The organism is Glutamicibacter sp., assembly GCF_035257265.1.
GTDB lineage: Bacteria > Actinomycetota > Actinomycetes > Actinomycetales > Micrococcaceae > Glutamicibacter.
The window spans coordinates 40,820-65,571 of the sequence record NZ_DATEXC010000038.1 but is presented as its reverse complement, the minus strand read 5'-3'; the positions used below and the strand labels follow the sequence as shown (position 1 = coordinate 65,571).

The following is a 24,752-nucleotide window of genomic DNA, read 5'->3' as shown; positions in this document are numbered from 1 at the left end:
CATCGATATCACTGCAGCGTATTAAATATCGACAAGTCAGCTTCTATTCACATACGATGAACTCATGTCAGATGCCCCGGAACAAGCGACCGGCTCCTTCACGCTACCGATCTTCGGTGTGGCAATAATACTAGGTGCGCTCTTCGGTGCTGTACTGAGCACAGCGATTTTCTGGCCGGTGCTAACTCACGGATCTTCAGGTACGTCGGGCGATTCTATCGGCGGACTTTTGCTTGCCGCGATCAACGGTGCCTGGGTCGGTGCTGTCATCGCAATCTTCCCAGCCACTGGTGCGGTGATTGGCTTGGCAATCGGTGAAAAGAAGAGTGCCAGCGCTGACGCCAGCCAACGGGCCAAGATTGGTGCAACCGGGGCGCTGCTTGGCGGGCTAATGGTCGTCTTAGGAGTGTCCATGGTTCTTTATATGAGCCTTGGGCCCGCTATTTTTCTTGTCGTTGCTGTCATTTTTCTCGGGCTGTGCTTCGCCATCGCATGGACAACTCTTGGATCCTTAGAACAGCGACGCGAGGCAACGAGTAAGGCTTAGCCGAAAATCTGCCGACGTACTCGAATGCGTCGCAGGGTTTGACGATTGAAAGCTTCGAAATTCCGCTTGCATGAATTTATTCTTGCCTGCGATTCTCTCATCAGTTAGAACGGCGTTAACAAGAATGAACGTTATGGTTGGCGAGAAAAAAGCGTTGCCTTCGGTCGATACTTCATGGCAGAGGCTTCCCTTGATCTCCAGCATTCTCTGGCTGATCTTATTGCTTGTAGTGGACCCAGTATTGGTTGACGCGCCGTGGTGGAGTTACCTCGACTTCAGCTTTTGGTTTGCTCTGGTCCTGCCACTCATCCCTTGGCTTGGAATCGCAGGGCTCATGTCGATTCTGGGTAAGGCCGTCTCTTCCCGGTTGAGCAGGGTGCTTCTTAGCCTGATCGCTTTGGCGATGGGAATTATCCCAAGCACCGTCTGGGCGTTGCTGTTAAATGACGTTTTTGATGCGGTAAGTTCTTTGCCACTCTCGCTCAAGGTCTCCCTCGCAGCTGGAACAGTAGCAGTACCCCTATCATTGATCGTGCTCGCAAGGACATTGGTGGCCCGACGAAAGAAGGTACGAGTGACAACGAGTGCGTTTAATAATGGGTATGAAGGTCAACCTGACCAGTAAGCAACGCGGGGATATCTCCCTCCCAGCTGTTCTCCCAATGACCAAGAAGGCACCGGCACCGGCAGGAGGATCTGCAGGCCCTGCTCGTCTCTGAAATATTCCAGCAAGGCCTCGCCAGTCTCGAATTCTGCGGGTATCACCGAATCCGAAGTGTTAAAAAATCGTTTGCAGCCTTGTCTTTGGCTTGAGCCAGAGTGATTCCGGCCAAGTCTGTCGTCATCATGGCTGAGACTACTAGCGTGGCCGGATCGGCGGCGCAAGCCACCCAGATAATTTTGAATTAGATTCCGTCCTGCCGCTGGCCTGAATGGATCTGGTGTGCCGACACGGATTTCATTAAATGAGCAAATCCTGAACCACGGTGATCGTGGAGATGTTTTAAGGCAGAATTAGGCGCAACGACATGACAAGGAGTCAACGATGCTCGGGTACAACGCATGATCGAGTTCGAGAATGTTTCCAAGCACTATGCCGACGGAACGATGGCCGTCGAGAATTTCAACCTGACTATCCCTGCACGCAAGACCACGGTGTTTGTTGGTTCCTCGGGATGTGGCAAAACCACCTTGTTGCGCATGATCAACCGCATGGTTGATCCGAGCTCGGGGTCGATTCGCATTGACGAACAAGAAATTTCTACGAAGCCCGCCGTGGCATTGCGCCGTAGCATTGGTTACGTCATGCAGAATTCCGGACTGCTGCCACACTTTACCGTCGCGGAAAACATTGCCACCGTCCCCAGGCTTGAAGGCCAATCCCGCAAAGCCTCCCGAGTCCGTGCCTTGGAACTGATGGAAACCGTGGGCCTGCCCGCATTGATGGCAGATAGGTACCCTCATCAGCTTTCGGGTGGGCAACAGCAACGTGTAGGCGTAGCTCGTGGCCTGGCTTCAGACCCGAATATTTTACTTATGGATGAGCCTTTTGGTGCGGTGGACCCAATTGTCCGCGCAGAACTTCAACAAGAGCTCATCCGGCTTCAGCAGGAGCTGGACAAGACCATAGTTTTTGTAACCCACGATATCGATGAAGCATTTTTGCTGGGCGACCAGGTTGTAATCCTTGCAGCCGGAGCGCAAAAGCTCCAAGTGGGCAGTCCTAGCGAAATCATCGAAAGTCCTGCCAATGACTTTGTTGCCGCATTCATCGGTACCGATAGGGGCGCTAGAGCGCTGAGCGTCAAACACACTCCACATGGTGTGGTCCTGGTCGACTCGCAGGGTCGTACTCAAGGACGGCTCATTGACGACGGCTCCAGCTCGTGAACTGGATAACTGAGAACATAGGTCTCATTGGTTCACTGTCGTTGGAACATCTGCGACAGAGTCTGATTGCGATCCTAGTGGGATTCATAGTGTCGATTCCGTTGGGCTGGGTGGCTTGGAGATATCGACTCGTTCGCGGGCCTGTGGTGACGTTAACCGGGCTGCTCTACACCATTCCTTCGCTGGCACTGCTGATGATTCTGCCTGTGCTCACTGGGATGAGTGCGATCAGCGAAGCTAACCTCATCGTCGCGTTGACGCTCTATGCAGTGGCCATTATGGTTCGTGGGGTAGTCGATGGACTGGATTCAGTTGACCCTGCAGCGCGCTCGGCCGCTACGGCGCTGGGCTACGGCTCAGCACGCAGATTCTTCGCGGTAGACCTGCCGCTTGCGGGACCGGTGATCCTGGCGGGCCTCAGAGTCACCGCGGTCAGTAGCATATCTTTGGCAACGGTAGGAATTCTGGTGGGTGTCACCAACCTGGGTTACCTATTTACCAACGGACTACAACGGCGCATCATCGAAGAGGTATTTGCGGGAATTCTCGCCGTCGCATTGATTGCCTTGGTTGTGGATCTTCTGCTCATCCTCATTGGCCGCTGGCTCATGCCATGGACACGAGAACCTAAGAAATCTCAGCAGGCCGTCAAGAACGCTACTCGGCAGCAGGTGTCCTAATGGATCTTATTAACAAAGCAATTCAGTGGCTCCTCGCGCCGGAGCAGTGGGAAGGCAGCGGGGGACTCCAATCCTTACTGGGGCAGCATCTGCTATTCACCGTACTGACAGTAGCCATCGCTGGACTAATTGCAATTCCGGCAGGATGGGCCATTGGGCATACGGGTAAGGGACGCGAGATTGCAGTGGGTGCCGCAGGAATCGCTCGTGCTGTGCCATCTTTTGGTTTATTGATCCTTTTGGTGTTGATTTTTGGTGTACTGCACAAGCCTGAGGCCGCGGTGCTTACCTTCGTGCTGTTAGCTATTCCCTCGCTGCTCGCAGGTGCCTACACGGGGTTTGAAGCGATCGACAGGAAAACCATCGATGCGGCCCGAGCAATGGGCATGACTGAATGGCAGATCCTCTTCAAGGTAGAAATTCCGTTGGGTTTGCCGTTGCTCGTAGGCGGAATCAGGTCAGCTGTCTTGCAGGTTGTCGCGACGGTGACCATCGCAGCCTACGTAAATCTTGGTGGACTGGGACTGCCCATTATTACCGGGCTGAACTTGCGCCGCTTCGACATGGTGCTTGGGGGAGCACTTATGGTTGCCGTGCTCGCGCTGCTCTTGGACTTGATTTTCGCCTTGGCACAAAAACTGGCGGTGCCAGCGGGGGTGGGACGCAAAATTACGAAAATACCCCGCAAAGTTGCGCCGGCTAATGAAGCCGATAAAGATACAAATAAGAGCCCCGAACATTTGAAGTCCAACGAAAAGGAAATGTCATGAAGCTAAAACGCATCATCGCTACGTCAGCTGCATTAATGGCTGGAAGTCTCGCCTTGGCTAGCTGCGGCGGGGGAGATCCTCTGGCAACCGAGAGCAACTCCGCTCCGGCAAGTGGCGAGAAAATTGTTGTTGGCTCACAGGCTTACTACTCCAATGAAATCGTTGCGGAAATTTACGCTCAAGCGCTAGAAGGTGCCGGCAAAGAAGTTGAACGAAAGTTCAACATTGGTCAGCGCGACGCTTACATGCCACAGCTCGAAGACGGTGCCATCGACGTGTTCCCCGAGTACACCGGTAATCTGCTGCAATTCTTCAAGGAGGATACTAAGGCCCGCGCTTCGGACGAAGTGTACAAAGAACTCGAAGCTGAGTTGCCAGATTCATTAGCAGTTCTTGAGCAAGCGAAGGCCTCGGACCAAGACTCATACACCGTGACTCGAAAGTTCGCTGATGAAAATAAGCTGAAGTCCATTGCAGATTTGGCTGGTGTTTCAACCAAACTAACATTGGGCGGGCCACCGGAACTTGCCGAACGCCCATACGGGCCCAAGGGACTTGAAAGCGTCTACGGGGTCAAGGCTGACTTTTCCGGTACAGGCGACACAACGGTAGAAGAGTTGGTCGCCGGTACCGTGAACGTGGCCAACGTATTTACCGCTGATCCGCGGATCAAGACCGAAGATCTAGTGGTACTTGACGACCCGAAGTCAATTTTCCTTGCCTCGAACGTTGTGCCAGTCGTATCTGCTGATTTGTCCTCGGACCTAGCTAGCGTACTGAATCCAGTCAGCGAAAAGCTGGATGCGGATACGCTCGTTGAACTAAATGTGCAGAGCACGGTTGATAAAAAATCGGCGGCAGACATTGCTTCGGCATGGTTGGCTTCCGAAGGACTGTAACCGCCGTTTAACATCAAGGCATGGAGCGTTCATAAGTATCGTGGCTAGTTTCGATACCTGAATCTTTGAACTCTGGACTGCTAGCTTTTAGCCGCGAAGTAGCTTTGTGCACTGTACACAGGGTTGGAAGCTTGTCGCTTCGGGGCCTGCGCATTGATGCACTTAAAACACATGAATCTGCTCGTGCCAAGAAATCGGCACGAGCAGATTCGTGTGTGGGCTAGTTGCAACCATGGCCCTGAGTGTTTCACTAAATAGTTTGTTGGTTTGCCCAGTAGTATGTTCCGATTAGGGTTCTCACCGAACAACAGCTGGAGAAAAATGTCGGTATCCTCGAACAACCATCAATACACCGCATCTGAAAATGGGGCGTATAACGGCGAAGGAAAGAAGAGCTTCATCGTGACCTGGCTGCTGTCCTGGTTTCTTGGCGTTCTGGGAATCGACCGGTTCTACCTAGGGAAAATTGGCACAGGTGTCCTTAAGCTTGTCACCTTGGGAGGCTTCGGAATTTGGGCCTTGATAGATATCATCCTCATCCTTTGTGGCACCATGCGCGACAAGTCAGGCTATTTCCTAGCCGGATATGAGGAACACAAGAAGATGGCGCTGATAGTCACGGTCATCTTGCTGGTTTTCGGTATCGGCGCTAGCTGGGAAACCTTCAGTTTCTAACCCGAACCGTGCTGAGTGACGAGACCAAGTACGTCGAAGGATTCTTTCTTGGGAGTTTTTGCGCAGGCAGTCTATCTACCGCGTGCTTAGCCGTCCGCTGGTTCGGTGTTTACCACCGGGCCTGACCGCCGGTCACGCTATAGGGCCGTCGGAACTAAGCAGAGAATCCGGCACTGTGACCAATAGCAGGTAGTACCAATCCCCGGGCAGACGTGTAAATTCGGCTGGTATCCAGCAGGTGGCGATACCCTAGAACTATGGCCTCACGCACCCAGTCGCAGGGGGAGAAGAAGCCGACGACGCGCAAACCGCGAACGTCGAGCTCTTCGCCTGCCAAAAAAACGCCCGAGAACCCGGAACAGGATCTCGCTCTTCCACTGCGCGCAATTCGCAGCATGTGGATGGGCGTCGCCCGGATTTTTGGTGGCGCCTTCCGCCGGATCGGTGCCACGGTCAAACCCGACTTTGAGTTACGCCGTGACGGCACTGGACTCTTTCTCACGCTGATCGCGATCACCATTGCCATCGTCGAGTGGTGGGGTCTGCGTGATGTCGGCTGGTTCGGGCGCGGCGTGCACGCGGTGGCCGGAGGCTCAGTGGGCTTCATGGCGGTACTGCTGCCGGTGATTCTGTTCATCGGTGCGTTCCGGCTCTTCCGCTACCCGGAAGCGGACGCTTCAAATAACCGCATCGGTATTGGCCTGTTCATGATGACCTTGGCAGGGGCCTCTGTGGCGGCCTTGGCTAACGGATCCCCATCGGTCAGTGACGACTTCACGGCCCTTTGGGCTGCCGGCGGCATGGTCGGGTCGATCCTGAGCACCCCCTTGGGATTGATGATCTCGGTACCCGGTGCGATGGCAGTACACATCTTCTTCCTAATTCTTTCGGTGCTCGTGATGACCGCGACCCCGCCATTGCAGATCGCCTCGCGCGTCCGCATTGGTTACAACCGGTTGCTCGGCCAGGACCCGCACCGCGAGCGTACCGCGCCCACGGTGGCGCAGTCTGCGGTACTGGACCCGCACGCCGAAACTCACGACCAGACCTATCTGTACCCGGATGCTGAGCATGAGCACGCTCCGAAGCCGAAGAAGAAGAACTTCTTCGAACGCCGTGCCGAAGCTAAACGCGTCTCCGAGGTATATAACGTTGATGGCGACGGACCCGACGAGCGCCCCGGCGATGTCGCCTACGATAAAGCCGTTATCGATCCCGCGGAGCCCGCAACCAACGCACTGCCCATTTCCCAGGTCTACGACGCGGATTCCACCGCCACCGAGGCAATCGCCCGTCCAGACCTATCGGCCAAGTCCGCGGCTGCCGCCGCCCCTGCCGGTCCGCCGCCGGGCGTCAAACGCCCCACCAAGGCCGAGGCCGAGATGGCTGCGATCATGGAACAAGTTGGCCTGAACAGTGCCAGCGAACCAGAGCCAGACACCGACGCGATGCCGACCGTCGCGGTGAACCACACCCGTCCGGCTCCCGCCCTGGAACCAATCCCGCAGCGCACCGAACAGCTTCAGCTTTCCGGCGATGTCACCTACACACTGCCGCAGGATGACTTCCTGCCTGCCGGCCCGCCGGCTAAGGAAGCATCCGAGGCCAATGAGGCCATCGTGGCCGCGCTGACCAACACCCTGCAGCAGTTTAAGGTCGACGCGCACGTCACCGGATTCTCACGTGGCCCAACGGTGACCCGCTACGAAATTGAGCTCTCTCCGGGCACCAAGGTGGAAAAGGTCACCGCGCTGTCCAAGAACATCTCCTATGCGGTCGCCTCCTCGGATGTGCGTATCCTCTCGCCGATCCCCGGCAAATCCGCCATCGGCATCGAGATCCCCAATACCGACAAGGAAATTGTTGCGCTCGGCGATGTGCTGCGTTCCAACAACGCACGCAAGACCGAACACCCAATGGTGATGGGCGTGGGCAAGGACGTCGAGGGCGGCTTCGTCGTGGCGAACCTGGCCAAGATGCCGCACCTGTTGGTGGCCGGCGCTACCGGCGCCGGTAAATCTTCGTTCGTGAACTCCATGATCACCTCGATCCTGATGCGTTCCACCCCGGACGAGGTACGCATGGTGATGGTTGACCCTAAACGCGTGGAGCTCACCGCCTATGAGGGCGTGCCGCACCTGATCACCCCGATCATCACCAATCCGAAGAAGGCCGCTGAGGCACTGCAGTGGGTAGTCCGTGAAATGGACACCCGCTACGATGACCTGGCGAACTTCGGTTACAAGCACATCGACGACTTCAATAAGGGTGTGCGCGCCGGCAAGGTGATTCCGCCCGAGGGGTCCAAGCGTGTGATGAAGCCCTACCCTTATCTGCTGGTCATCGTCGATGAGCTCGCCGACCTGATGATGGTCGCCCCACGTGATGTGGAAGATTCCATCGTGCGCATCACCCAGCTGGCGCGTGCCGCCGGCATCCACCTGGTGCTGGCGACCCAGCGCCCTTCGGTGGACGTGGTGACGGGTCTGATCAAGGCCAACGTGCCTTCGCGCATGGCCTTCGCAACCTCATCGGTCACCGACTCCCGCGTGGTGCTCGACCAGCCCGGCGCCGAGAAGCTGCTCGGCCAGGGTGACGCGCTCTTCTTGCCGATGGGCACCTCCAAACCGATGCGTGTTCAGGGTGCTTGGGTCACCGAGTCGGAAATCCAGCGCGTGGTCAACCACGTTCGTGGTCAGCTCAAGCCCGAATACCGTGACGATGTCACCCCGGTGGCTGAGAAAAAGAAAACCATCGATGAGGACATCGGCGACGATTTGGACTTGCTGCTGCAGGCCACCGAGCTTGTGGTCACCAGCCAGTTCGGTTCTACCTCGATGCTGCAGCGTAAGCTGCGTGTTGGCTTCGCCAAGGCCGGGCGCCTGATGGACCTGATGGAATCGCGCGGCGTGGTGGGCCCTTCGGAGGGTTCCAAGGCCCGCGATGTGCTCATCTTGCCCGATGACCTACCGATGGTGCTCGCCGCCATGCGCGGGGACGACGACGCCACCAACCACCAGGCCACCGCCGCGGAAGCCGCACTAGTGACCGAGGCCAACGTGAACCATGCTGAACCGGTGGATCTGGTTGCCGAGGACTTGGCTAAGCGCGAGGCCGCTACCGAATACTATGATGAAGCCGACGAACCGGGCGAGGACGCCTGGGACCTGACAGGAAGAAACTAACCCATGAGCGCGCACGCCCCGCAGCCCGAGGACTCCCCGGCGCACGCCCCGGTCCCGAACCTGAATATCGCCAACGTCCTGACCACCATCCGCATCATCATGGTGCCGTTCTTCGTCTGGGCCCTGCTGGCCGATAACAGCGAACAAGGCCTGTGGCGCTGGGTGGCTCTGGCCTTGTTCGTGGTGGCCATGTACACCGACAAACTCGACGGGGACCTAGCCCGCAGCCGCGGACTGATCACTAACTTCGGCAAAATTGCCGATCCGATTGCAGACAAGCTGCTCACCGGTTCCGCACTGGTAGTACTGTCCATGCTCGGTGAGCTGGCCTGGTGGATCACCATCGTGATCCTGGTCCGCGAGTGGGGCATCACGCTGCTGCGTCTGGCAGTGATCCGCTATGGGGTCATCGCCGCGAATATGGGTGGCAAGGTGAAAACCGTCATGCAGGCGGTGGTTATCGGCCTGTACCTGCTGCCATTTACCCAGACGATCGGCTGGCTGAACATGATCGCGTTCATCTTGATGCTGCTGACCATGGCGGTCACCGTGCTGACCGGTTTGGAATACATCTACAAGGCCGCCAAGCTGCGCTCCGCGGCCAAGGCCAGGTAGTTCAGGTGCAGCGCATGGAACATCAGGCCGTGCCGGTGATTGCGCAGGCGATCGCCGCAAACGTTCAGATCGCTACCGCCGAATCCTTAACTGCCGGTTTGATCGCGGCCACGCTGGCCGAGGTATCCGGTGCGTCAGCAGTTTTACGCGGGGGTGTAATCAGCTATTCCTCCGAGGTTAAAGCTTCGCTGCTTGGGGTTGACCAAGCCTTGCTGGCCAAGGTTGGCTCGGTAGACGGAGAAGTCGCCCGACAGATGGCCGTGGGCGCGCAACGTGCCTGTGGTGCGCAGCTAACGGTCTCCGCCACGGGGGCCGCCGGCCCGCAACCCCATGATGGCAAAGCCGTGGGCACCGTATTCATCGGCTGGGCATACAACGATGAATCTGGGTTTGTCGCTCACCACTTTGTGGGCGATCGCGCCAAAATCCGTGAACGAAGCACCATCGCGGCAATCAATCAGCTAGCTGCCATTGTGGGTAAAGCTTCTTCACAGTAAGAACCGCGATACTGGAAATACCCAGAAACTTCACAATATTTCGCTTAGGTGTGGCGTACGCCGCATATTTATGATTAGGGTGAGGTGTCGGGAACAAATCCGTATAACGTGTGGTTGTACGGATTAAAGGGTCGAAAGTTCTGGCTCTTCGGTAAGATGTATCTTTTGAGAAGGACCTAGGAGTAGAGGCTATACACATGGTGAAGCAACCCGTAACTGTCAATGGTGTCGTCCGTTGGCGCGATATGGGAGAAGCCCATTCGGTCCAGCCCCAGAAGGAGGAACGCAAAATGGTAGTACTCCGGCATGAAATCGGTGACGTCCTGCGCGATGTTCGTCAACGTCAGGGCAGGACCCTACGCGAGGTTTCCCATAGCGCCCGCGTTTCCCTTGGATACCTATCCGAGGTTGAGCGTGGCCAGAAGGAAGCATCCTCTGAGTTGCTTTCCTCCATCTGCACCGCCTTGGAGGTGCCGCTCTCACTGATGCTTCGTGAAGTTTCCGACCGCATCGCATTGGCCGAGGGCGTATCCATTCCAGATACCGTTCCATTGGATCTGACCAATGAATTCGCTGCGGACGTCGAAAGCCGCAACGGCAAGCCACTGGCATCGGTCTAGTCTCGACCTAAATTTTCGACTCGAGGGCCTTCGCAAATGCGAGGGCCCTCGAGCTTTGCATGGAAGAATATGAGTCGTGAAAAATAGTGAATTCTGGCGAAATATGGATCATGAATTTGGTTCGATCTATTCGCGCACTCTGGCCGATTCGCTCGCGCTCACTGAGCTGCAGAGCATGAATGCCACCGAAGCACTAGGAAAAGGAATCAAGCCCAGAGAGGTTTGGGAAGCGATCTGCCGCGCGCAGGATCTGCCACCCGAACGCTGGCTGGGCATGGATCTGGAAATCAAAGAGCCCTAAACTCGCGACTGCCGCGCGGCCTGGTCTTCGAAGAACTGAAAAATATTCGAAACACGCTTACTTGATTTCGAACATCTGTTCGGATTAGGTTATTCTATTAACAACAGCACACAGAGTTTGTCCACACCTCGGGCCCAAGCGGTCTAAAGTGTCGGTTGGCGCTCATACTGTCTAGATACAGTACAAAGATTGATTGGCAGGTCGCGCAACGGCCTGCATGACCAAAGGTGAACCATGGCAAGTAATGATCGGGAAAAGGCTCTAGAGTCCGTTCTGGGCCAAATCGACAAGGCTTTCGGCAAGGGCTCACTCATGCGTTTGGGTGACACCACCCGCGCAGCCGTTGAGGTCATCCCCACCGGCTCGGTAGCATTGGACGTTGCGCTGGGCATAGGCGGACTTCCCCGTGGTCGAGTCGTAGAAATCTACGGCCCAGAATCCTCGGGTAAGACCACACTGGCGTTGCACGCAGTTGCCAGTGCCCAGAAAGCTGGCGGCGTTGCGGCCTTCATCGACGCCGAGCACGCACTTGACCCTGAATACGCAAAGAAGCTTGGTGTCGACACCGACGCACTGCTGGTCTCCCAGCCAGACACCGGTGAACAAGCTCTGGAAATCATGGACATGCTGGTGGGCTCCGGCGCACTGGACATCATCGTGATCGACTCCGTGGCAGCCCTCGTGCCACGTGCCGAAATTGAAGGCGAAATGGGCGACAGCCACGTGGGTCTGCAGGCACGTTTGATGTCTCAGGCACTGCGTAAGATCACCGGTCGTCTGTCGAACTCCAAGACCACCGCGATCTTCATTAACCAGCTACGTGAAAAAATTGGTGTCTTCTTCGGCAGCCCAGAAACCACCACCGGTGGCAAGGCGCTGAAGTTCTACGCTTCGGTACGTATCGACATCCGCCGCATTGAGACTCTCAAAGAGGGAACCAACGCAGTCGGTAACCGCACCCGTTGCAAGATCGTCAAGAACAAGATGGCGCCTCCTTTCAAGCAGGCCGAATTCGACATCCTTTACGGCCACGGTATTTCCCGCGAGGGTAGCCTGATCGATATGGGTGTTGAGCACGGCATGGTCAAAAAGTCCGGCGCATGGTTCACCTACGATGGAGATCAGCTGGGCCAGGGTAAAGAAAACGCGCGCCGCTTCCTGCGCGACAACCCTGATCTGGCCAATGAGCTCGAACGCCAGATTCTGACTAAGCTTGGCATTCTCGAAGACGGCGAAGAAGGAGAGGCCGACCTGCGAATCGTCGAGGGCGATAAGTAGTGGCCTCAGGCTTCAATAAACGTAGCGTCCGACCCGGATCTCGATCCGGGTCGGACGCTACGTCCGTTTCCAAAGAGTTTCAAGGCGACCTAGATGACATGCCTGACTGGGCCAAACCCAGTGAGCAGGAACTGGAAGAGCTGAAAAAACCTCAGTCGATCCGTGAACCACGGACCGCTAAGCGTAACGAAGTAACGCAGATAGTTTCAGCCACGGTTGAATCAGCCAGACCGCAAACCGTCGCTGAGCTGCAAGCTGCGATGGATAACATCGTGGCCAGCACAGAGCCATCGGCCGGAAGCCCCACTAAAAAGGAACGCCGTCAGGCGCGTGCGGAACGACGCGCGGCGCAAGAATCAGATGAGCCCGAAGTCTTTAGCGACGACCAGTGGCGTGAAAAAGCCCGTGGCATCGTCCTACGCCAGCTCACCGCAAGCGATAAAACCAGCAAGCAACTCAAAGATAAATTGCTGGAAAAGGAATGCCCCGAAGACATCGCCGACGAGGTGCTGGAGCGTTACGCCGAGTTGAACCTGGTCGATGACGAACGGTTCGCAAAATCCTGGGTTGTGGCACGCGCCCGTTCCCGCGGGCTTGCTCGTGGCGCTATTCGCCGTGAACTGCGCACCAAAGGAATCGACGATGAGGTGGCCTCCGAGGCGCTGGAACAAATCGACGATGATGCAGAAGAACAGCGAGCCCGAGAACTGGCGCGCACCAAACTCCGCCCGGCCTCCATGGGCTTGGATCGGGACAAGGCGCTGCGCCGGCTCGTTGGCATGCTCGGACGCAAGGGTTACCACGGTTCGATGGCCTTCAAGGTCGCCCGCGAAGAATGGGAAGAGCGCTACGGCGAGAAGTGAATGGCTACTGCGGGTCTGAATTCTCTGACTAGCTGCAACGAGCGTAGCGAATAACGTTGCAGTCGCCAAGGCCTCGAAGCTATTGAAGATCTTCACGCTGCGAACTTGCCCTTACCGAAGTGAGCTTCACCGAAGTGAGCTTCTTTGGATCTTGTTTGGGGAGTGCTTAGAGCTGCGTCGGTTCTCAGAGCAGGAAACGTTTGCGCAAATACGCAATCCAGAGTTTTAGAGTCAGGATGCCTGCAATAGAAGAGGCTCCAAATAAGAAGAACAAAACCGAACCTACATGCGGAAGAGTGACCGCAAATCCGGCGAGGCACAACGGAAGAATGATCAGTAGCCCGAGCGTCAACAACAACATGATCAGATGGAATTTCTGAGACTTGCTCAAACTGGAAACTGGTTTTTCAACTGCTTGCTCTTCTAGAAGTGGCGATGCTGCACCGGAGTGCATCGCCGTATGGTTTCGGTAGGAAGAATTCTCGTCAATGTTCATGGATACCTCCTGTTGATCCTGCAACGTAGGCGCACTATTTGTCGGCGAAACTGCAAGGCAGTATGACATCTGCCCAGATCGGCTACGGACGTGTCATCTAGTTCTCGTCAAATTCAATGTGGCAGAGTGTTGCCGTAGAAATTCAACACGAGGTTTAGACGACTATGACCGCCCTGTGATAGATGGCGAGTACGTACTGCGCTCCACACGAGACGAAGGCTACGCTGTGCGTAGATTCGTTTCCGGATTGATGAGATTACTGTTGAGCGGAGATTTTGGGAGAAGCCATTGGTTAAGCCATGGCTAAGATGTCGCGGGTCACTGAATTGGGTAACCTTGAAGAGTGAGTGAGTTGGACGAGATGACCCCAGTAATGACCGAGAATTCTGCGCGCACCTATGAGGTTCGCACCTACGGTTGCCAAATGAATGTGCATGATTCCGAACGCCTGTCAGGCCTTTTGGAAGACGCGGGTCTGGCCCGCATTGACGAAACTGACCCGGATGCTGTCGCAGACGTCGTCGTGTTCAATACTTGCGCGGTGCGTGAAAATGCCGACAATAAGCTCTATGGAAACCTTGGCATGCTCAAAAGCGTCAAGGACGTAAATCCTAGTATGCAGATTGCAGTGGGCGGATGCCTGGCGCAAAAAGACCGCGAAACCATTCTGCAAAAAGCTCCGTGGGTGGATGTTGTCTTTGGCACGCACAATATCGGCTCGCTACCGGCGCTGCTTAGCCGCGCCGAACACAACCAGCGCGCAGAGCTAGAGATCCTTGAATCTTTGGATGTTTTTCCCTCGACTTTGCCTACCCGACGTGAATCGGTATATGCAGGTTGGGTTTCAATCTCCGTGGGCTGCAACAACACCTGCACCTTCTGCATCGTTCCCGCCCTGCGCGGTAAAGAACGTGATCGCCGACCAGGTGAAATCCTCGCTGAAATCGAAGCATTAGTTGCCGACGGCGCTGTTGAAGTTACTCTGCTGGGACAAAACGTCAATTCCTACGGCATTGAATTTGGTGACCGTCTGGCCTTCGGTAAGCTCCTGCGTGCCTGTGGTGAAATCGAAGGGTTGGAACGTGTGCGATTTACCAGTCCGCACCCGGCTGCATTCACCGACGATGTCATCGACGCGATGGCCGAAACTCCGAACGTTATGCCGCAGCTGCACATGCCGCTGCAATCAGGATCGGATAAGGTGCTCAAAGATATGCGCCGTTCCTACCGTTCAAAAAAGTTCCTAGGCATCTTGGACAAGGTTCGCGAACGGATGCCGCAGGCAGCGATCAGTACCGACATTATTGTTGGCTTCCCCGGCGAAACTGAGGAAGACTTCCAAGCCACGCTCGACGTGGTTGCGGCCTCCCGCTTTGCTACTGCATTCACCTTCCAATATTCCAAACGCCCGGGTACCCCGGCCGCCGATTTGCCCGATCAGCTGCCCAAAGCAGTCGTTCAGGAACGCTTCGAACGCCTGACCGCATTGCAGGATCGCATTGCCAAGGAAGAAAAAGCCAAGCAGCTCGGGCGCACCGTGGAGGTTTTGGTGACCGAGCAATCCGGGCGCAAAGCCGAGGAAACCCACCGGCTCTCTGGCCGTTCCCGCGATCAGCGTCTGGTGCATTTTTCAGTGCCTGAAGGCGGTGACACTCCACGCCCGGGAGATTTGGTGACGGTGCCAATCACCGAGGCAGCGGCGTTCCACCTGGTTTCTGACCCAACTTTGGAAGAGTACTCGCTACGCCGATCACGAGCCGGGGACGCCTGGGATCGGTCGCAAGCTGATAGCTGCGGGGTACCAGCGACTGGCGGGAGCACCGTCGGTAAAACAAATCTCGGCATGCCAACGTTGAAGGTACGCGGCTAAGGCGATGACCTCTTCGCAATTGCCGGTGATGACTATCGTTGGCCCGACTGGTACCGGCAAGTCGGATTTGGCGATCGCACTGGCGCAAAAATTGGGCGGCGAAATCGTCAACTCTGATGCGCTGCAGTTTTACCGCGGAATGAACATCGGCACGGCCAAATTAGCGCCGGGCGAGCGTGGTGGCATTGAGCACCACCTGCTGGACATCATGAACGTGCGCGACGAAGCATCGGTGGCTCAATTCCAGGCGCAAGCTCGCGAACATTTTGAGCAGATTCGTGCGCACGGCAAGGTGCCGGTGATGGTCGGCGGTTCCGGCTTATATGTCCGTGCCGCATTGGATGTCATCGACTTCCCGCCTACCGACCGCGTCGTGCGTGATCGGCTGGAAGCCGAAGTGCAGGATCACGGTGATGGGGATGTACGCCGTCGATTGGCTGAGGTTGATCCGATCTCGGCAGCACGTAATCTGGACACACGCCGGGCGATCCGGGCGCTGGAAGTGTTCGAAATTTCAGGTCGTGCGTTTAGCTCATTTATGCCAAACCGTGAGTACTTCCAGCCAGGTTTGCAGATTGGACTGAATTACGAGCGGGCCGCGTTACACGAGACGTTAGCAGAACGTGTATGCAAAATGGACCGGATGGGTTTTGCCGAGGAAGTTGCCCAGCTGCTGGGCGAGGGTCTGCGTGAAGGAAAAACAGCTTCAAGGGCGATCGGCTACCAGCAGTATATCGACTATTTGGACGGTAAAATAAGTCGCGCAGAAGCCATCGAGGCAACGATCATCGCCACCAGGAAGTTTGCCCGCCGGCAGCTGACCTGGTTTAACGCTGACCCACGAGTGACGTGGCTTAACCCTAAAGAACCTGGCCTGTTGGATAAGGCCTTAGCACTACTGAACCCGGCACGCCCCACCCGCTAAGGAGCCAGATGTACCGCACCGAACTAGACCAGCTTGCAGGGCTGCCCTTTGCAAAGGGCCATGCCACCGGCAACGACTTCGTGCTGCTCGCAGATCCCCAAGGCACCCGGAACATCACCGCCGAGCAGGTTACCGCGCTCTGCCACCGTCGTTTTGGTATTGGCGGAGATGGACTAATTCGCGCCGTTCCCACCTCCAAGATGCCCGGCTTTGAAACGCAGATGCTCGATCACCCGAAGGCCTACTGGTTCATGGACTACCGCAACGGCGACGGGTCCATTGCCGAAATGTGCGGCAACGGGGTGCGGGCATTTGTGCACTACCTGCTCGCTGAAGGGCTGGTCAATCTTCCGATCGGTTCCAGTTTGCAGATTGGCAGTCGTGCCGGGGTCAAAACCGTTACCCGGTTGGCCGATGGCTATGCGGCGAACCTTGGCCCGTGGGGACTAATTCACGAGGCCAAAGCCGGTGCGGACTCCGTAGACTCGCTGGTGCTTGCCCGGGGCTGGGACCAGCCGCATCCGGCGCTGAGCATCACCATGGGTAACCCGCACACCGTGGTAGCGCTACCTGAGGCACAGTTACTTGAAAATCTGGATCTCACCGCCCTCCCGGAAGTCTCACCGACACCCCCGCATGGAACCAATGTCGAATTTGTGGTTCCCGCCGAACCCTTGATCAACGATGGCGTGGCTCATATCAAGATGCGGGTATACGAGCGCGGGGCGGGGGAAACCCTATCCTGTGGCACTGGTGCCTGTGCGGCGGCGGCCGCCATGCGTTACTGGGCCCGCGGCACCGCACTGATCAATCAGTGGGCGGTGGAAGTTCCCGGCGGACTGGTTGGTGTCGAATTTGCCGCCACCGAGGACGGTAACGAGGACACGATCCTCTCCGGCCCTGCGGCCTTGGTAGCCCGCGGAGTCATCGGCGCAAGCTAGGCCTGCAGCTCAAAAATGGCCTGCCGGTGAATCACTGATTCACCGGCAGGCCGTTGAGGTATAGAGCTAAAGTCAGCAGTTAGTCGGGCCGAGCGATTTTCAGCACGCGGAAGGCATTGGAGGTCGCCTCGCGGGTGATCTTCCAATCCTTGGGCAGCACGGTGCCCATCCACTTCTGCAACGAGTCGCTGCCAAGGTTCTTCTGTACGACCATCCACGCCTCGCCACCGGGTGCGAGCCGCGGCAGCCACAGCAGCAGCAGTTCATGCAGCGCTTCTTTACCGACGCGAATCGGCGGGTTGGACCAGATCGTGTCGAACTGCAGCTGAGGATCAATCGAGTCGGGGGTGCCCACCGAAACGTTCTTCAACCCCAGGCTTTGCGCATTCAACTTGGCAAGTTCAATGGAACGCTCGTTGACGTCAACACCAAAAACTTCCGACTCCGGGCTCTGCAATGCGGCGCTGAGCATGATCGGACCCCAACCGCAGCCGATGTCTAAGATTCGGCCACGCGGGGTGGGAACGTACTCCAGCAAAATTGCGGTGCCTTTGTCCAACCCAGCGGGGGAGAAGATTCCCGGCGCGGTCTGCACCTGATGGCGCGCGCCGTTTAATTCGACGGTCACGTTGCGGCGTTCGTCGGCCGAGGCGGGGCTGGCGCTGAAGTAATGATCGGAGCTCATAAGCAAAAGATTATCGCCTGCGCGCGAGGCCGGGCAAACAACGTGAGCTAGCCGATATACGGGCGGGTCCGTTCACTGATAGAGTTTTACCTATGACTTTGATCTTCGTCTAAGACGTAACCTCCATCGGTTACCTAGGCTTACCCCGACATCCGACGCTATTTCTATGCGCCGCCGGGGAACTTTAAGCCCGCAGACGGCAAAGTCTATTGTTATTTCTAGGCTCAGTGCACCCCACGGTGCATCCACGCCATCTCCCGGTAACCAGCACTTCATCTGAATATCGACGGCTTTTTGCCCTCAATCTTAGGACCGGTATGAGCGAACACCCAGCGACACCCAACCCCGCCACCTCGCAAAGTGGGGGTACACCGCACTATTCTGTATTAAGAAGTTCTTCTAAGGAGACCATGACTAACTCCGAGTCACCGCAGCAACAGCCAGCATCCATGGACGATGCCCAGATTCAAGCCGCAATCGATCGCATCATTGCGGCCGACGACGCACAAGCGCCGGCGGTATTCCACGCCGAGCAACCCGCAGATGACAGTATCTTCTCTGGGCAGGCTACCGCGTTGAACCGTTTTTCAGCCGAGCATTCATCCTTCGACGGGGACCAAGAGGACCTAGCTGAGCGCCGGGCACTGCGCCGCGTGGCCGGGCTGTCCACCGAGCTGGACGATGTCACCGAGGTCGAATACCGCCAGCTGCGTCTGGAGCGTGTGGTGCTCGCTGGTGTGTGGACCTCCGGCACCATCACCGACGCCGAAAACTCATTACGCGAGCTGGCAGCCCTGGCGGAAACCGCGGGCTCAGAGGTGCTCGACGGCGTCGTGCAGCGACGCAGTAAACCAGATTCCTCTACCTACCTCGGTTCGGGCAAGGCCATCGAGCTGCGCGATATCGTCGCCTCCACCGGCGCGGACACCGTGGTCGTTGACGCGGAACTTGCGCCCTCGCAGCGTCGCGCCTTAGAAGATGTAGTCAAGGTGAAGGTTATCGACCGCACCGCGCTGATTCTGGATATCTTCGCTCAGCACGCAGCCAGCCGGGAGGGTAAGGCCCAGGTCGAGCTGGCACAGCTTGAGTACCTGTTGCCGCGCCTGCGTGGTTGGGGCGAGTCGATGTCCCGCCAGGCTGGTGGCCGGGTAGGTGCCGCCGGTGGCGGTATCGGTTCGCGTGGCCCGGGTGAAACGAAGATTGAAATGGACCGCCGACGCATTCGCGATCGGATGGCCAAGCTACGCCGCGAAATTAAGGCGATGAAACCGGCTCGTGAGGCCAAGCGCGCAAACCGTAAGCGCAATCAGGTCCCCGCGGTTGCCATCGCCGGGTACACCAACGCCGGAAAGTCCTCGCTGCTCAACCGCCTGACCAACGCTGGGGTGCTGGTGGAGAACGCATTGTTCGCCACCTTGGACCCCACTGTGCGGCAGTCCCAAACCTCCGACGGGCTGACCTACACGCTCGCCGACACCGTCGGCTTCGTCTCCAACCTGCCTACCCAACTGGTCGAGGCTTTCCGCTCGACGCTGGAAGAAATTGCCGATTCGGACCTGATCCTGCACATCGTCGATGCCTCCCACCCGGACCCCGAGGGGCAGATTCACGCGGTACGCCAAGTATTCGGCGAGGTCGACGCGCTGAACATTCCGGAAATTATCGTACTGAATAAGGCCGATGTGGCCGACCCGATGGTCATCGAGCGGATCCGCAACCGCGAATCAAATACCGCGGTCGTCTCGGCACGCACCGGTGCCGGCATCACCGAATTGCTGGAATTGGTCCGCACCTCGATCCCACGCCCGACGGTGCAACTTGAAATTATGCTGCCCTACAATCGTGGAGATCTGATCGCCAAGCTGCATCAGAGCGAATCGGAAATACTGGAAAACGAGCACACAGAACACGGAACACGGATGATCGTGAAGGTCCGCGAATCTCTGGCAGTTCAATTGGAGCCTTTCAACCTACATGGATAAGCAAGCGCAGGTCTTGGACCTTCTCGAAACCGCGGTGACCTCTATGGGAGGTTCGATGCGTACCGGCCAGGAGGAAATGGTCAAGCACGTCGTCGCAGCCCTCGAAGAGGAAACGCACCTGTTGGTCCAAGCCGGCACCGGCACCGGTAAATCAATGGGCTACTTGATCCCGGCGCTCGCGCACGCGCAAACCAGTGCCAAACCGGTGATCGTCTCCACCGCAACACTGGCCTTGCAGTCGCAAATCGTGGGGCGTGACGTGCCGCGGCTGCTCGAATCACTGAAGGGCAAACTGTCGCGTCCGATGGATGTGGCACTGCTCAAGGGGCGGTCCAACTACCTGTGCCAGTACAAACTCGGCGGAGGCTACCCGGACGATAATGAGGGCACCCTGTTTGAAATGGATGCCCCGGCGGCTCCGGCTGGACAGATGTTCTCCCCGCTGGCCGCCGAGGTACTCAAACTGCGCGATTGGGCGGATAAGACCGACACCGGTGACCGTGACGAGCTGATCCCCGGGGTCAGCGATAAGGCCTGGAAACAGGTCTCGGTGTCCGCCATGGAATGTTTGGGCTCGCAAAAATGCCCGATGGCCGACGAGTGCTTCTCCGAAATGGCTCGTGCCCGCGCCTCCGAGGCGGACGTGGTCATCACCAACCATGCGCTGCTTGCGGTCTCCGCTTTTGAGGGGCTCTCGGTCTTGCCGGACTTTGAAGTCGCGATCATCGATGAGGCCCACGAACTGCAAGACCGGGTGACCTCTTCGGTCTCCGGGGCGTTGTCTGCCCGTACCGTGCTCACCGCTGCCGGCGGCGCCAAGCGGCACTGCGGTGTCAACGTTGATGAACTGACTAAGGCCACGGCAAGGCTGGAAAAGTCGCTGACCGGCGTACCCACGGGGTTGCTCGAACAGGGGCTGCGCGAAGATATGGGTATCGCGCTCAACGATATCGTCGAACAGGCCCGGCTGGTTTTGGCCCTGTCCAAACCGGAAGCCAATGCCCCAGCCGACGGTGGCCGGCAGACCGCCCGCTCGCAAATGCAGGCAATTATGGACGACGCGATCCGCATGCTCGAAGCCGAGGAACGCCGTGAGGTGCTCTTTACCTCTCGACCACGCGAATTTGTGGAGGGCCGCGGCTATGTGGAGACCGACGATTCCCAGCCGGCCACGCTGAACGTGGCACCGTTATCGGTAGCCGGCAAGCTTCGCGAGGGCCTCTTTGATGGGCGCACCGTCGTGCTCACCAGCGCGACCTTGGCCATCGGCTCACAATTTGATGCGGTGGCAGGCTCGCTGGGACTAATGGGCCAAGGGGCCCCAAGCTGGACCGGGATCGACGTAGGAAGCCCGTTCGACTACCCGAAACAGGGCATTCTCTATGTGGCCAAGCACCTGCCCAAGCCCGGGCGGCAATTGGCAGCCGAAACGCTGGACGAGATCGAGGATTTGATCAGCGCCTCCGGTGGCGGGGCGCTGGCCCTGTTCACCTCCAAGCGCTCGGCGGAGGAAGCCGCCGCGATCCTGCGCGAAAAGCTTGACGTTAAAATCCTCTGCCAGGGCGATGCGAGCATGAAATCCTTGGTCGCGGACTTCTCCGCCGAACGAGACACCTGCCTCTTCGGCACCATGACGCTCTGGCAGGGTGTGGACGTGCCCGGAGATTCCTGCCGCCTGGTGATCATCGATAAAATTCCTTTCCCGCGCCCGGACGATCCGATCTCCAAGGCTCGTACCGAGGATGTCGCCAAGCACGGTGGCAACGGCTTCATGCAGGTCTCCGCTACTCACGCCGCGATCCGCCTCGCCCAGGGCGCAGGCCGGCTGATCCGCTCGGTGCAAGATAAAGGCGTCGTTGCGGTGCTCGATTCGCGCATGGCTACCGCGCGGTATGGCAGCTTCCTGAGAAGTTCCTTGCCTCCCATGTGGCCGACGACCGACAAAAAGGTCATCACCGGAGTCCTCTCGCGGCTAAAACCAGACGCATAACCGGCCTTATCCACAGCCAGCACCCGATCCGCGCACCCCAGCGCACCCCAGCGCAAGATGGTGGGTATGGAAGAACTTACCAGCACCCAGTCGCACCTGTTGGCGATGGCCCACGCCATCACCGCGCTGGATGCTGCCGGTTCCCAGTTCACGTCGGACGCTCTCGCTCCGGGGCACGCCGCCTATTTCGCCTGGCTGACCGAGCGCGCCACTCAGACGCTCTCGCGCTTGCAAATTCAGGCCGCCGACGCAGTGCAACGCAGCGGCAGTCACCAGTTGGACACCGAATCGTTGGACGCGCTTACCAAGGCTGGCACAGATCCCAGCGATGAACAGCTCATCGCACTGCACGGGCACTGCACGCTGGGCAGGGCCTCTTATAAGGACGCGGCCGATCTGCACAGCGGCTGGCTGGGCATCCCGCACGGCGCAGCGGTTGCCCGGCTGAATGCCGCCGGATCACTGATCGCCGCGGTCACCGAGTCAGGGCAGCGCACCGAACCTGATTGCCTCCAACTGGCCGACGAATTTGCCGGCCAGAGCACCGATCCGCGTCCGCTGATCAGGGCGGCTCACGCCATCTGTAAAGCCACCCCAGATCTAGCCACGCCGCAGGTCCGCCGCGAACTGGAAACGCAGGCGCTGGAACTGATCAAGGCGGAAGACGCCGCCAGTGCAGGCAAGCACCTCAACGCGCTGATCACCGAGCACATTCAAGCTCAGCGTCCGGCCGCGGCCCTCTTCGCCGAAGCCGGCCTGTTCTCGCGTGGCATGCAGCGCGGCCTGATGGTTTACCTGCTCAAGGTTTTCCCGCACGAAGCAGAAATCATCGAATCATTGCGGGCCAAAACGAATAACCCCCACACCATCGCCGGCAACCGGGTGCTGCTAAACGAGCTGACGCAGGCAAATTACGCGGCCGCAAACCGGCAGGGTGCCGACCCCACGGACCCGGCAGACCCGACAGATTCCGCCGTGCCAACGGCGGCCATCGAGTCCGATGAACCTTCCAACGCTGCGCCCGAGCCACCTAGCTCACCGCGTATCCCGAAGGAATGGGACGACGCATCGACGATGCCGCAGTGGGCTCGCGAAGCCCAGGCTACGGAACCAGATGCACCTGAAACACCGCAGCCGTACACCGATCCTGATATTGAACCTGCCGCGCTACCTCCTTTCGAGGACCTCTCCCCGGCACTACGCCACATGACCGCATTGTTGGCAGTCTTGCGCGCCAACCGTGTGGGCGGCAAAGATCCGGGCGCTGCATTGGTCGCTCCACAGGTCATCGTGCACCTGAACTACGAAAAAATGCTTGCCGGTGCGCTAAGTTTTGCCACCACCGAAAACGGTCTGCCGCTCACCGCTGCCGCGGCCCGCACCCTCATGTGCAATGCCGGTATTTACCCCGTGGTACTCAACGGTAAGAGTCAACCGCTGGATATCGGTCGATCCAAACGGCTCTTCCCACCGCATATGAGACGTGCGCTGGCCGCGCGAGACCGTGGTTGCATCTATCCGGGCTGCCATATGCCAGCCGGCCGTTGCGAAGCAGATCATGTGGATCCGTGGGAGCAAGGCGGAGAAACGCGAGTGGACCGCGGGGCACTGCTCTGCCCAATGCACCATCATGCCCGGCACGCAGGACTATTTAGCCTGATCGTCGCCGACGGCAAACCCCCGGCGGTGCTCCTGCCCAAATTTTTGGACCCCGATCAACAACCTCGGCGTAACACCCACTGGTTCTCGGCAGCCGAGGTGCTCGCCGCCTGATCGGCTGCATCTAAACGGTGCTCGAAGCACCGGTGAATTCAGACTACGCTGGTACCCAGTCACGGAATTTCGACAGCTGGGAGCGGTCCATGAGCACAGCGCATGATCCAATGCACGATCCTGGCTCAGACTCGCCATCAGCTGCGCGCGATATTAGCGATGCCGAACACTGGAACCGACTGGCCGAGTCAGCTGAAACCGACGTACATGGACGTTTCGGGCATCGGCTGATGGGGATACCCGGGACCTGGATCGGAGCGTTACGCGCACTGCCTGATCAGCCGCTGCCCAATTCAGGCGCACGTCCCTGGTCCGAATGGCATTATTGGTGGCAGGCGCACTATCTGGATGCGATCATCGATGCGGCGTTCAGCGCGTTGCAAGCGGGGGAGCGCAGCACGGCACGTGCGGAGTGGAAGCGCGCTCAACGATTGCTGAGGGGCGTCCTGATCCGCAACCTCGCAAGTTTCCCCAATTATTTCTACGACGATATGGCCTGGTTGCTTCTTGCCGCGACTCGGCTGAACGAGCTGAGTCTGCAACTTTCGGCGCGCCCTGCCCTGTTATCCACCCTCGCAATGCGGGCATTGGGTCGCCAGCTGGTACTCGGCCAGGACGACAAACTTGGTGGCGGGCTTTACTGGTCACGTAAACGAGACTTTAAAAATACGCCTTCCAACGGTCCAGCGGCCTTGTACTTTGCACGTATTAACGACGTTCAGACTAGCAATCGTCTCTTGGCCTGGTTGCGCCACAATCTCCACGATGAACGCACCGGGCTTTATCTTGATGGAATCCGGCTGACCGCCAGCGGCCCACAGCTCGAAAACGCAATCTATACCTACAACCAGGGCACGGTGCTCGGCGCGCTATTGGCCAGCGGAAGCACCGAACACCTAGCTCAGGCACAATCACTTATTGAGTCGGTCAAAGTGCATCTGTCCAACGACGATCATGGCATCGGGTTGCGTCTGGGCACCGGTGGCGATGGGGATCTGTTCACCGGAATTCTTTGCCGCTATCTTGCCCTGGCCGCGCTTGACCCACGGCTTCCCGCAGCGAGCAGGCATACTGCTGCGCGCCTGATTTGCCTCACTGCAGCCCATCTTGCCGACAGGACTGAAACTCAGCTCTCCGCGGCGATCCAGCGATGGACGATCCTGCAGGCGGCTCAGCGCGTGTGCCAAGCCGGTACACAGAGCGACTAGGCAGGCATGGAAAAGCCACCGTCCACGCACAGCTAAATGGTGCGTAGACGGTGGCTGAATAC

The 24,752-nt window shown here is 58.0% G+C and carries 23 protein-coding genes; 21 read left to right on the top strand and 2 right to left on the bottom strand.

Annotation, left to right across the window (positions count from 1 at the left end):
* Positions 1 to 64 precede the first annotated feature (64 nt).
* The 14 genes from VJ369_RS09040 to VJ369_RS08975 all read left to right on the top strand — a co-directional run bounded on the left by VJ369_RS09040 (position 65) and on the right by VJ369_RS08975 (position 12,820).
* Positions 65 to 547: a hypothetical protein gene (locus VJ369_RS09040; RefSeq protein ID WP_324091748.1), complete on the top strand. Its 483-nt coding sequence runs from the start codon at positions 65 to 67 to the stop codon at positions 545 to 547.
* A 124-nt stretch (positions 548 to 671) separates the two neighbouring features.
* On the top strand, positions 672 to 1,172 hold the full coding sequence (locus tag VJ369_RS09035; RefSeq protein ID WP_324091747.1) for a hypothetical protein: 501 nt from the start codon (positions 672 to 674) through the stop codon (positions 1,170 to 1,172).
* Between the two features lie 437 nt (positions 1,173 to 1,609).
* Complete coding sequence (locus tag VJ369_RS09030; RefSeq protein ID WP_324091746.1) at positions 1,610 to 2,437, top strand: ABC transporter ATP-binding protein; 828 nt, start codon at positions 1,610 to 1,612, stop codon at positions 2,435 to 2,437.
* A complete protein-coding gene (locus tag VJ369_RS09025) occupies positions 2,434 to 3,117 on the top strand; it encodes an ABC transporter permease (RefSeq protein ID WP_324091745.1) in 684 nt (227 codons plus the stop codon). Before VJ369_RS09030 ends, VJ369_RS09025 begins: the two co-directional genes overlap by 4 nt.
* Entirely contained in the window at positions 3,117 to 3,887 is a 771-nt protein-coding gene (locus VJ369_RS09020) for an ABC transporter permease (RefSeq protein ID WP_324091744.1), read from the top strand. The genes VJ369_RS09025 and VJ369_RS09020 overlap by 1 nt, the downstream gene beginning before the upstream one ends.
* Complete coding sequence (locus tag VJ369_RS09015; RefSeq protein WP_324091743.1) at positions 3,884 to 4,786, top strand: ABC transporter substrate-binding protein; 903 nt, start codon at positions 3,884 to 3,886, stop codon at positions 4,784 to 4,786. Before VJ369_RS09020 ends, VJ369_RS09015 begins: the two co-directional genes overlap by 4 nt.
* 321 nt (positions 4,787 to 5,107) lie before the next feature.
* Positions 5,108 to 5,461, top strand: a complete 354-nt coding sequence (locus VJ369_RS09010) for a TM2 domain-containing protein (protein WP_324091742.1) — start codon at positions 5,108 to 5,110, stop codon at positions 5,459 to 5,461.
* 257 nt (positions 5,462 to 5,718) lie between these two features.
* On the top strand, positions 5,719 to 8,646 hold the full coding sequence (locus VJ369_RS09005; RefSeq protein ID WP_324091741.1) for a DNA translocase FtsK: 2,928 nt from the start codon (positions 5,719 to 5,721) through the stop codon (positions 8,644 to 8,646).
* 3 nt (positions 8,647 to 8,649) lie between these two features.
* A complete protein-coding gene (gene pgsA / locus VJ369_RS09000) occupies positions 8,650 to 9,261 on the top strand; it encodes a CDP-diacylglycerol--glycerol-3-phosphate 3-phosphatidyltransferase (protein ID WP_324091740.1) in 612 nt (203 codons plus the stop codon).
* Between the two features lie 14 nt (positions 9,262 to 9,275).
* On the top strand, positions 9,276 to 9,758 hold the full coding sequence (locus VJ369_RS08995) for a CinA family protein (RefSeq protein ID WP_324091739.1): 483 nt from the start codon (positions 9,276 to 9,278) through the stop codon (positions 9,756 to 9,758).
* A gap of 197 nt (positions 9,759 to 9,955) precedes the next feature.
* Positions 9,956 to 10,378, top strand: coding sequence for a helix-turn-helix domain-containing protein (locus tag VJ369_RS08990; protein ID WP_324091738.1), 423 nt, complete (start codon positions 9,956 to 9,958; stop codon positions 10,376 to 10,378).
* A 76-nt stretch (positions 10,379 to 10,454) separates the two neighbouring features.
* A complete protein-coding gene (locus VJ369_RS08985) occupies positions 10,455 to 10,679 on the top strand; it encodes a DUF3046 domain-containing protein (protein ID WP_188684817.1) in 225 nt (74 codons plus the stop codon).
* Between the two features lie 234 nt (positions 10,680 to 10,913).
* Positions 10,914 to 11,957 carry a recombinase RecA gene (recA, locus tag VJ369_RS08980; protein WP_096254492.1) on the top strand — a complete coding sequence of 348 codons (1,044 nt, stop codon included), beginning with the start codon at positions 10,914 to 10,916 and terminating at the stop codon, positions 11,955 to 11,957.
* Between the two features lie 98 nt (positions 11,958 to 12,055).
* Positions 12,056 to 12,820, top strand: coding sequence for a regulatory protein RecX (locus tag VJ369_RS08975; protein WP_324091737.1), 765 nt, complete (start codon positions 12,056 to 12,058; stop codon positions 12,818 to 12,820).
* 184 nt (positions 12,821 to 13,004) lie between these two features.
* Here the strand turns inward: VJ369_RS08975 and VJ369_RS08970 are convergent, their stop codons facing one another.
* Positions 13,005 to 13,316 carry a hypothetical protein gene (locus VJ369_RS08970; RefSeq protein ID WP_324091736.1) on the bottom strand — a complete coding sequence of 104 codons (312 nt, stop codon included), beginning with the start codon at positions 13,314 to 13,316 and terminating at the stop codon, positions 13,005 to 13,007.
* A gap of 373 nt (positions 13,317 to 13,689) precedes the next feature.
* On the opposite strand from VJ369_RS08970, the gene miaB reads away from it, so the two are divergent.
* From miaB to dapF, 3 genes are read left to right on the top strand one after another with little or no spacing between them, the layout of a single operon-like run.
* Positions 13,690 to 15,186 carry a tRNA (N6-isopentenyl adenosine(37)-C2)-methylthiotransferase MiaB gene (gene miaB / locus VJ369_RS08965; protein WP_324091735.1) on the top strand — a complete coding sequence of 499 codons (1,497 nt, stop codon included), beginning with the start codon at positions 13,690 to 13,692 and terminating at the stop codon, positions 15,184 to 15,186.
* Between the two features lie 4 nt (positions 15,187 to 15,190).
* Positions 15,191 to 16,111 (top strand): tRNA (adenosine(37)-N6)-dimethylallyltransferase MiaA, encoded by a 921-nt coding sequence (gene miaA / locus VJ369_RS08960; protein WP_324091734.1) that lies wholly within the window; start codon positions 15,191 to 15,193, stop codon positions 16,109 to 16,111.
* 8 nt (positions 16,112 to 16,119) lie between these two features.
* Positions 16,120 to 17,052 (top strand): diaminopimelate epimerase, encoded by a 933-nt coding sequence (gene dapF / locus VJ369_RS08955; RefSeq protein WP_324091733.1) that lies wholly within the window; start codon positions 16,120 to 16,122, stop codon positions 17,050 to 17,052.
* Between the two features lie 79 nt (positions 17,053 to 17,131).
* Here dapF and VJ369_RS08950 read toward each other — a convergent pair whose 3' ends face one another.
* Complete coding sequence (locus tag VJ369_RS08950; RefSeq protein WP_324091732.1) at positions 17,132 to 17,737, bottom strand: class I SAM-dependent methyltransferase; 606 nt, start codon at positions 17,735 to 17,737, stop codon at positions 17,132 to 17,134.
* A gap of 410 nt (positions 17,738 to 18,147) precedes the next feature.
* Between VJ369_RS08950 and hflX the strand changes: the two genes are divergently transcribed.
* From hflX to VJ369_RS08930, 4 genes are all read left to right on the top strand, one after another.
* Positions 18,148 to 19,719 carry a GTPase HflX gene (gene hflX / locus VJ369_RS08945; protein ID WP_324091731.1) on the top strand — a complete coding sequence of 524 codons (1,572 nt, stop codon included), beginning with the start codon at positions 18,148 to 18,150 and terminating at the stop codon, positions 19,717 to 19,719.
* On the top strand, positions 19,712 to 21,709 hold the full coding sequence (locus VJ369_RS08940) for an ATP-dependent DNA helicase (RefSeq protein WP_324091730.1): 1,998 nt from the start codon (positions 19,712 to 19,714) through the stop codon (positions 21,707 to 21,709). The genes hflX and VJ369_RS08940 overlap by 8 nt, the downstream gene beginning before the upstream one ends.
* A gap of 66 nt (positions 21,710 to 21,775) precedes the next feature.
* Positions 21,776 to 23,482 carry an HNH endonuclease signature motif containing protein gene (locus tag VJ369_RS08935; RefSeq protein ID WP_324091729.1) on the top strand — a complete coding sequence of 569 codons (1,707 nt, stop codon included), beginning with the start codon at positions 21,776 to 21,778 and terminating at the stop codon, positions 23,480 to 23,482.
* An 89-nt stretch (positions 23,483 to 23,571) separates the two neighbouring features.
* The gene (locus tag VJ369_RS08930) at positions 23,572 to 24,690 is read left to right on the top strand and encodes a glycoside hydrolase family 76 protein (RefSeq protein WP_324091728.1); all 1,119 of its coding nucleotides are present in this window, start codon (positions 23,572 to 23,574) and stop codon (positions 24,688 to 24,690) included.
* The last annotated feature ends 62 nt before the right edge of the window (positions 24,691 to 24,752 follow it).

What these genes read in the sequence shown, in the direction of transcription:
- VJ369_RS08975 (WP_324091737.1), top strand. Translation starts at nt 12,056, where the DNA reads ATGCCTGACTGGGCCAAACCCAGTGAGCAGGAACTGGAAGAGCTGAAA.
- VJ369_RS09030 (WP_324091746.1), top strand. Translation starts at nt 1,610, where the DNA reads ATGATCGAGTTCGAGAATGTTTCCAAGCACTATGCCGACGGAACGATG.
- recA (WP_096254492.1), top strand. Translation starts at nt 10,914, where the DNA reads ATGGCAAGTAATGATCGGGAAAAGGCTCTAGAGTCCGTTCTGGGCCAA.
- hflX (WP_324091731.1), top strand. Translation starts at nt 18,148, where the DNA reads ATGACTAACTCCGAGTCACCGCAGCAACAGCCAGCATCCATGGACGAT.
- VJ369_RS08995 (WP_324091739.1), top strand. Translation starts at nt 9,276, where the DNA reads ATGGAACATCAGGCCGTGCCGGTGATTGCGCAGGCGATCGCCGCAAAC.
- VJ369_RS09040 (WP_324091748.1), top strand. Translation starts at nt 65, where the DNA reads ATGTCAGATGCCCCGGAACAAGCGACCGGCTCCTTCACGCTACCGATC.
- VJ369_RS09005 (WP_324091741.1), top strand. Translation starts at nt 5,719, where the DNA reads ATGGCCTCACGCACCCAGTCGCAGGGGGAGAAGAAGCCGACGACGCGC.
- VJ369_RS09020 (WP_324091744.1), top strand. Translation starts at nt 3,117, where the DNA reads ATGGATCTTATTAACAAAGCAATTCAGTGGCTCCTCGCGCCGGAGCAG.
- miaB (WP_324091735.1), top strand. Translation starts at nt 13,690, where the DNA reads ATGACCGAGAATTCTGCGCGCACCTATGAGGTTCGCACCTACGGTTGC.
- dapF (WP_324091733.1), top strand. Translation starts at nt 16,120, where the DNA reads ATGTACCGCACCGAACTAGACCAGCTTGCAGGGCTGCCCTTTGCAAAG.
- VJ369_RS09010 (WP_324091742.1), top strand. Translation starts at nt 5,108, where the DNA reads ATGTCGGTATCCTCGAACAACCATCAATACACCGCATCTGAAAATGGG.
- VJ369_RS08930 (WP_324091728.1), top strand. Translation starts at nt 23,572, where the DNA reads ATGAGCACAGCGCATGATCCAATGCACGATCCTGGCTCAGACTCGCCA.
- VJ369_RS08970 (WP_324091736.1), bottom strand. Translation starts at nt 13,316, where the DNA reads ATGAACATTGACGAGAATTCTTCCTACCGAAACCATACGGCGATGCAC.
- VJ369_RS08990 (WP_324091738.1), top strand. Translation starts at nt 9,956, where the DNA reads ATGGTGAAGCAACCCGTAACTGTCAATGGTGTCGTCCGTTGGCGCGAT.
- pgsA (WP_324091740.1), top strand. Translation starts at nt 8,650, where the DNA reads ATGAGCGCGCACGCCCCGCAGCCCGAGGACTCCCCGGCGCACGCCCCG.
- VJ369_RS09035 (WP_324091747.1), top strand. Translation starts at nt 672, where the DNA reads ATGAACGTTATGGTTGGCGAGAAAAAAGCGTTGCCTTCGGTCGATACT.
- VJ369_RS08940 (WP_324091730.1), top strand. Translation starts at nt 19,712, where the DNA reads ATGGATAAGCAAGCGCAGGTCTTGGACCTTCTCGAAACCGCGGTGACC.
- VJ369_RS08950 (WP_324091732.1), bottom strand. Translation starts at nt 17,737, where the DNA reads ATGAGCTCCGATCATTACTTCAGCGCCAGCCCCGCCTCGGCCGACGAA.
- VJ369_RS09015 (WP_324091743.1), top strand. Translation starts at nt 3,884, where the DNA reads ATGAAGCTAAAACGCATCATCGCTACGTCAGCTGCATTAATGGCTGGA.
- miaA (WP_324091734.1), top strand. Translation starts at nt 15,191, where the DNA reads ATGACCTCTTCGCAATTGCCGGTGATGACTATCGTTGGCCCGACTGGT.
- VJ369_RS08935 (WP_324091729.1), top strand. Translation starts at nt 21,776, where the DNA reads ATGGAAGAACTTACCAGCACCCAGTCGCACCTGTTGGCGATGGCCCAC.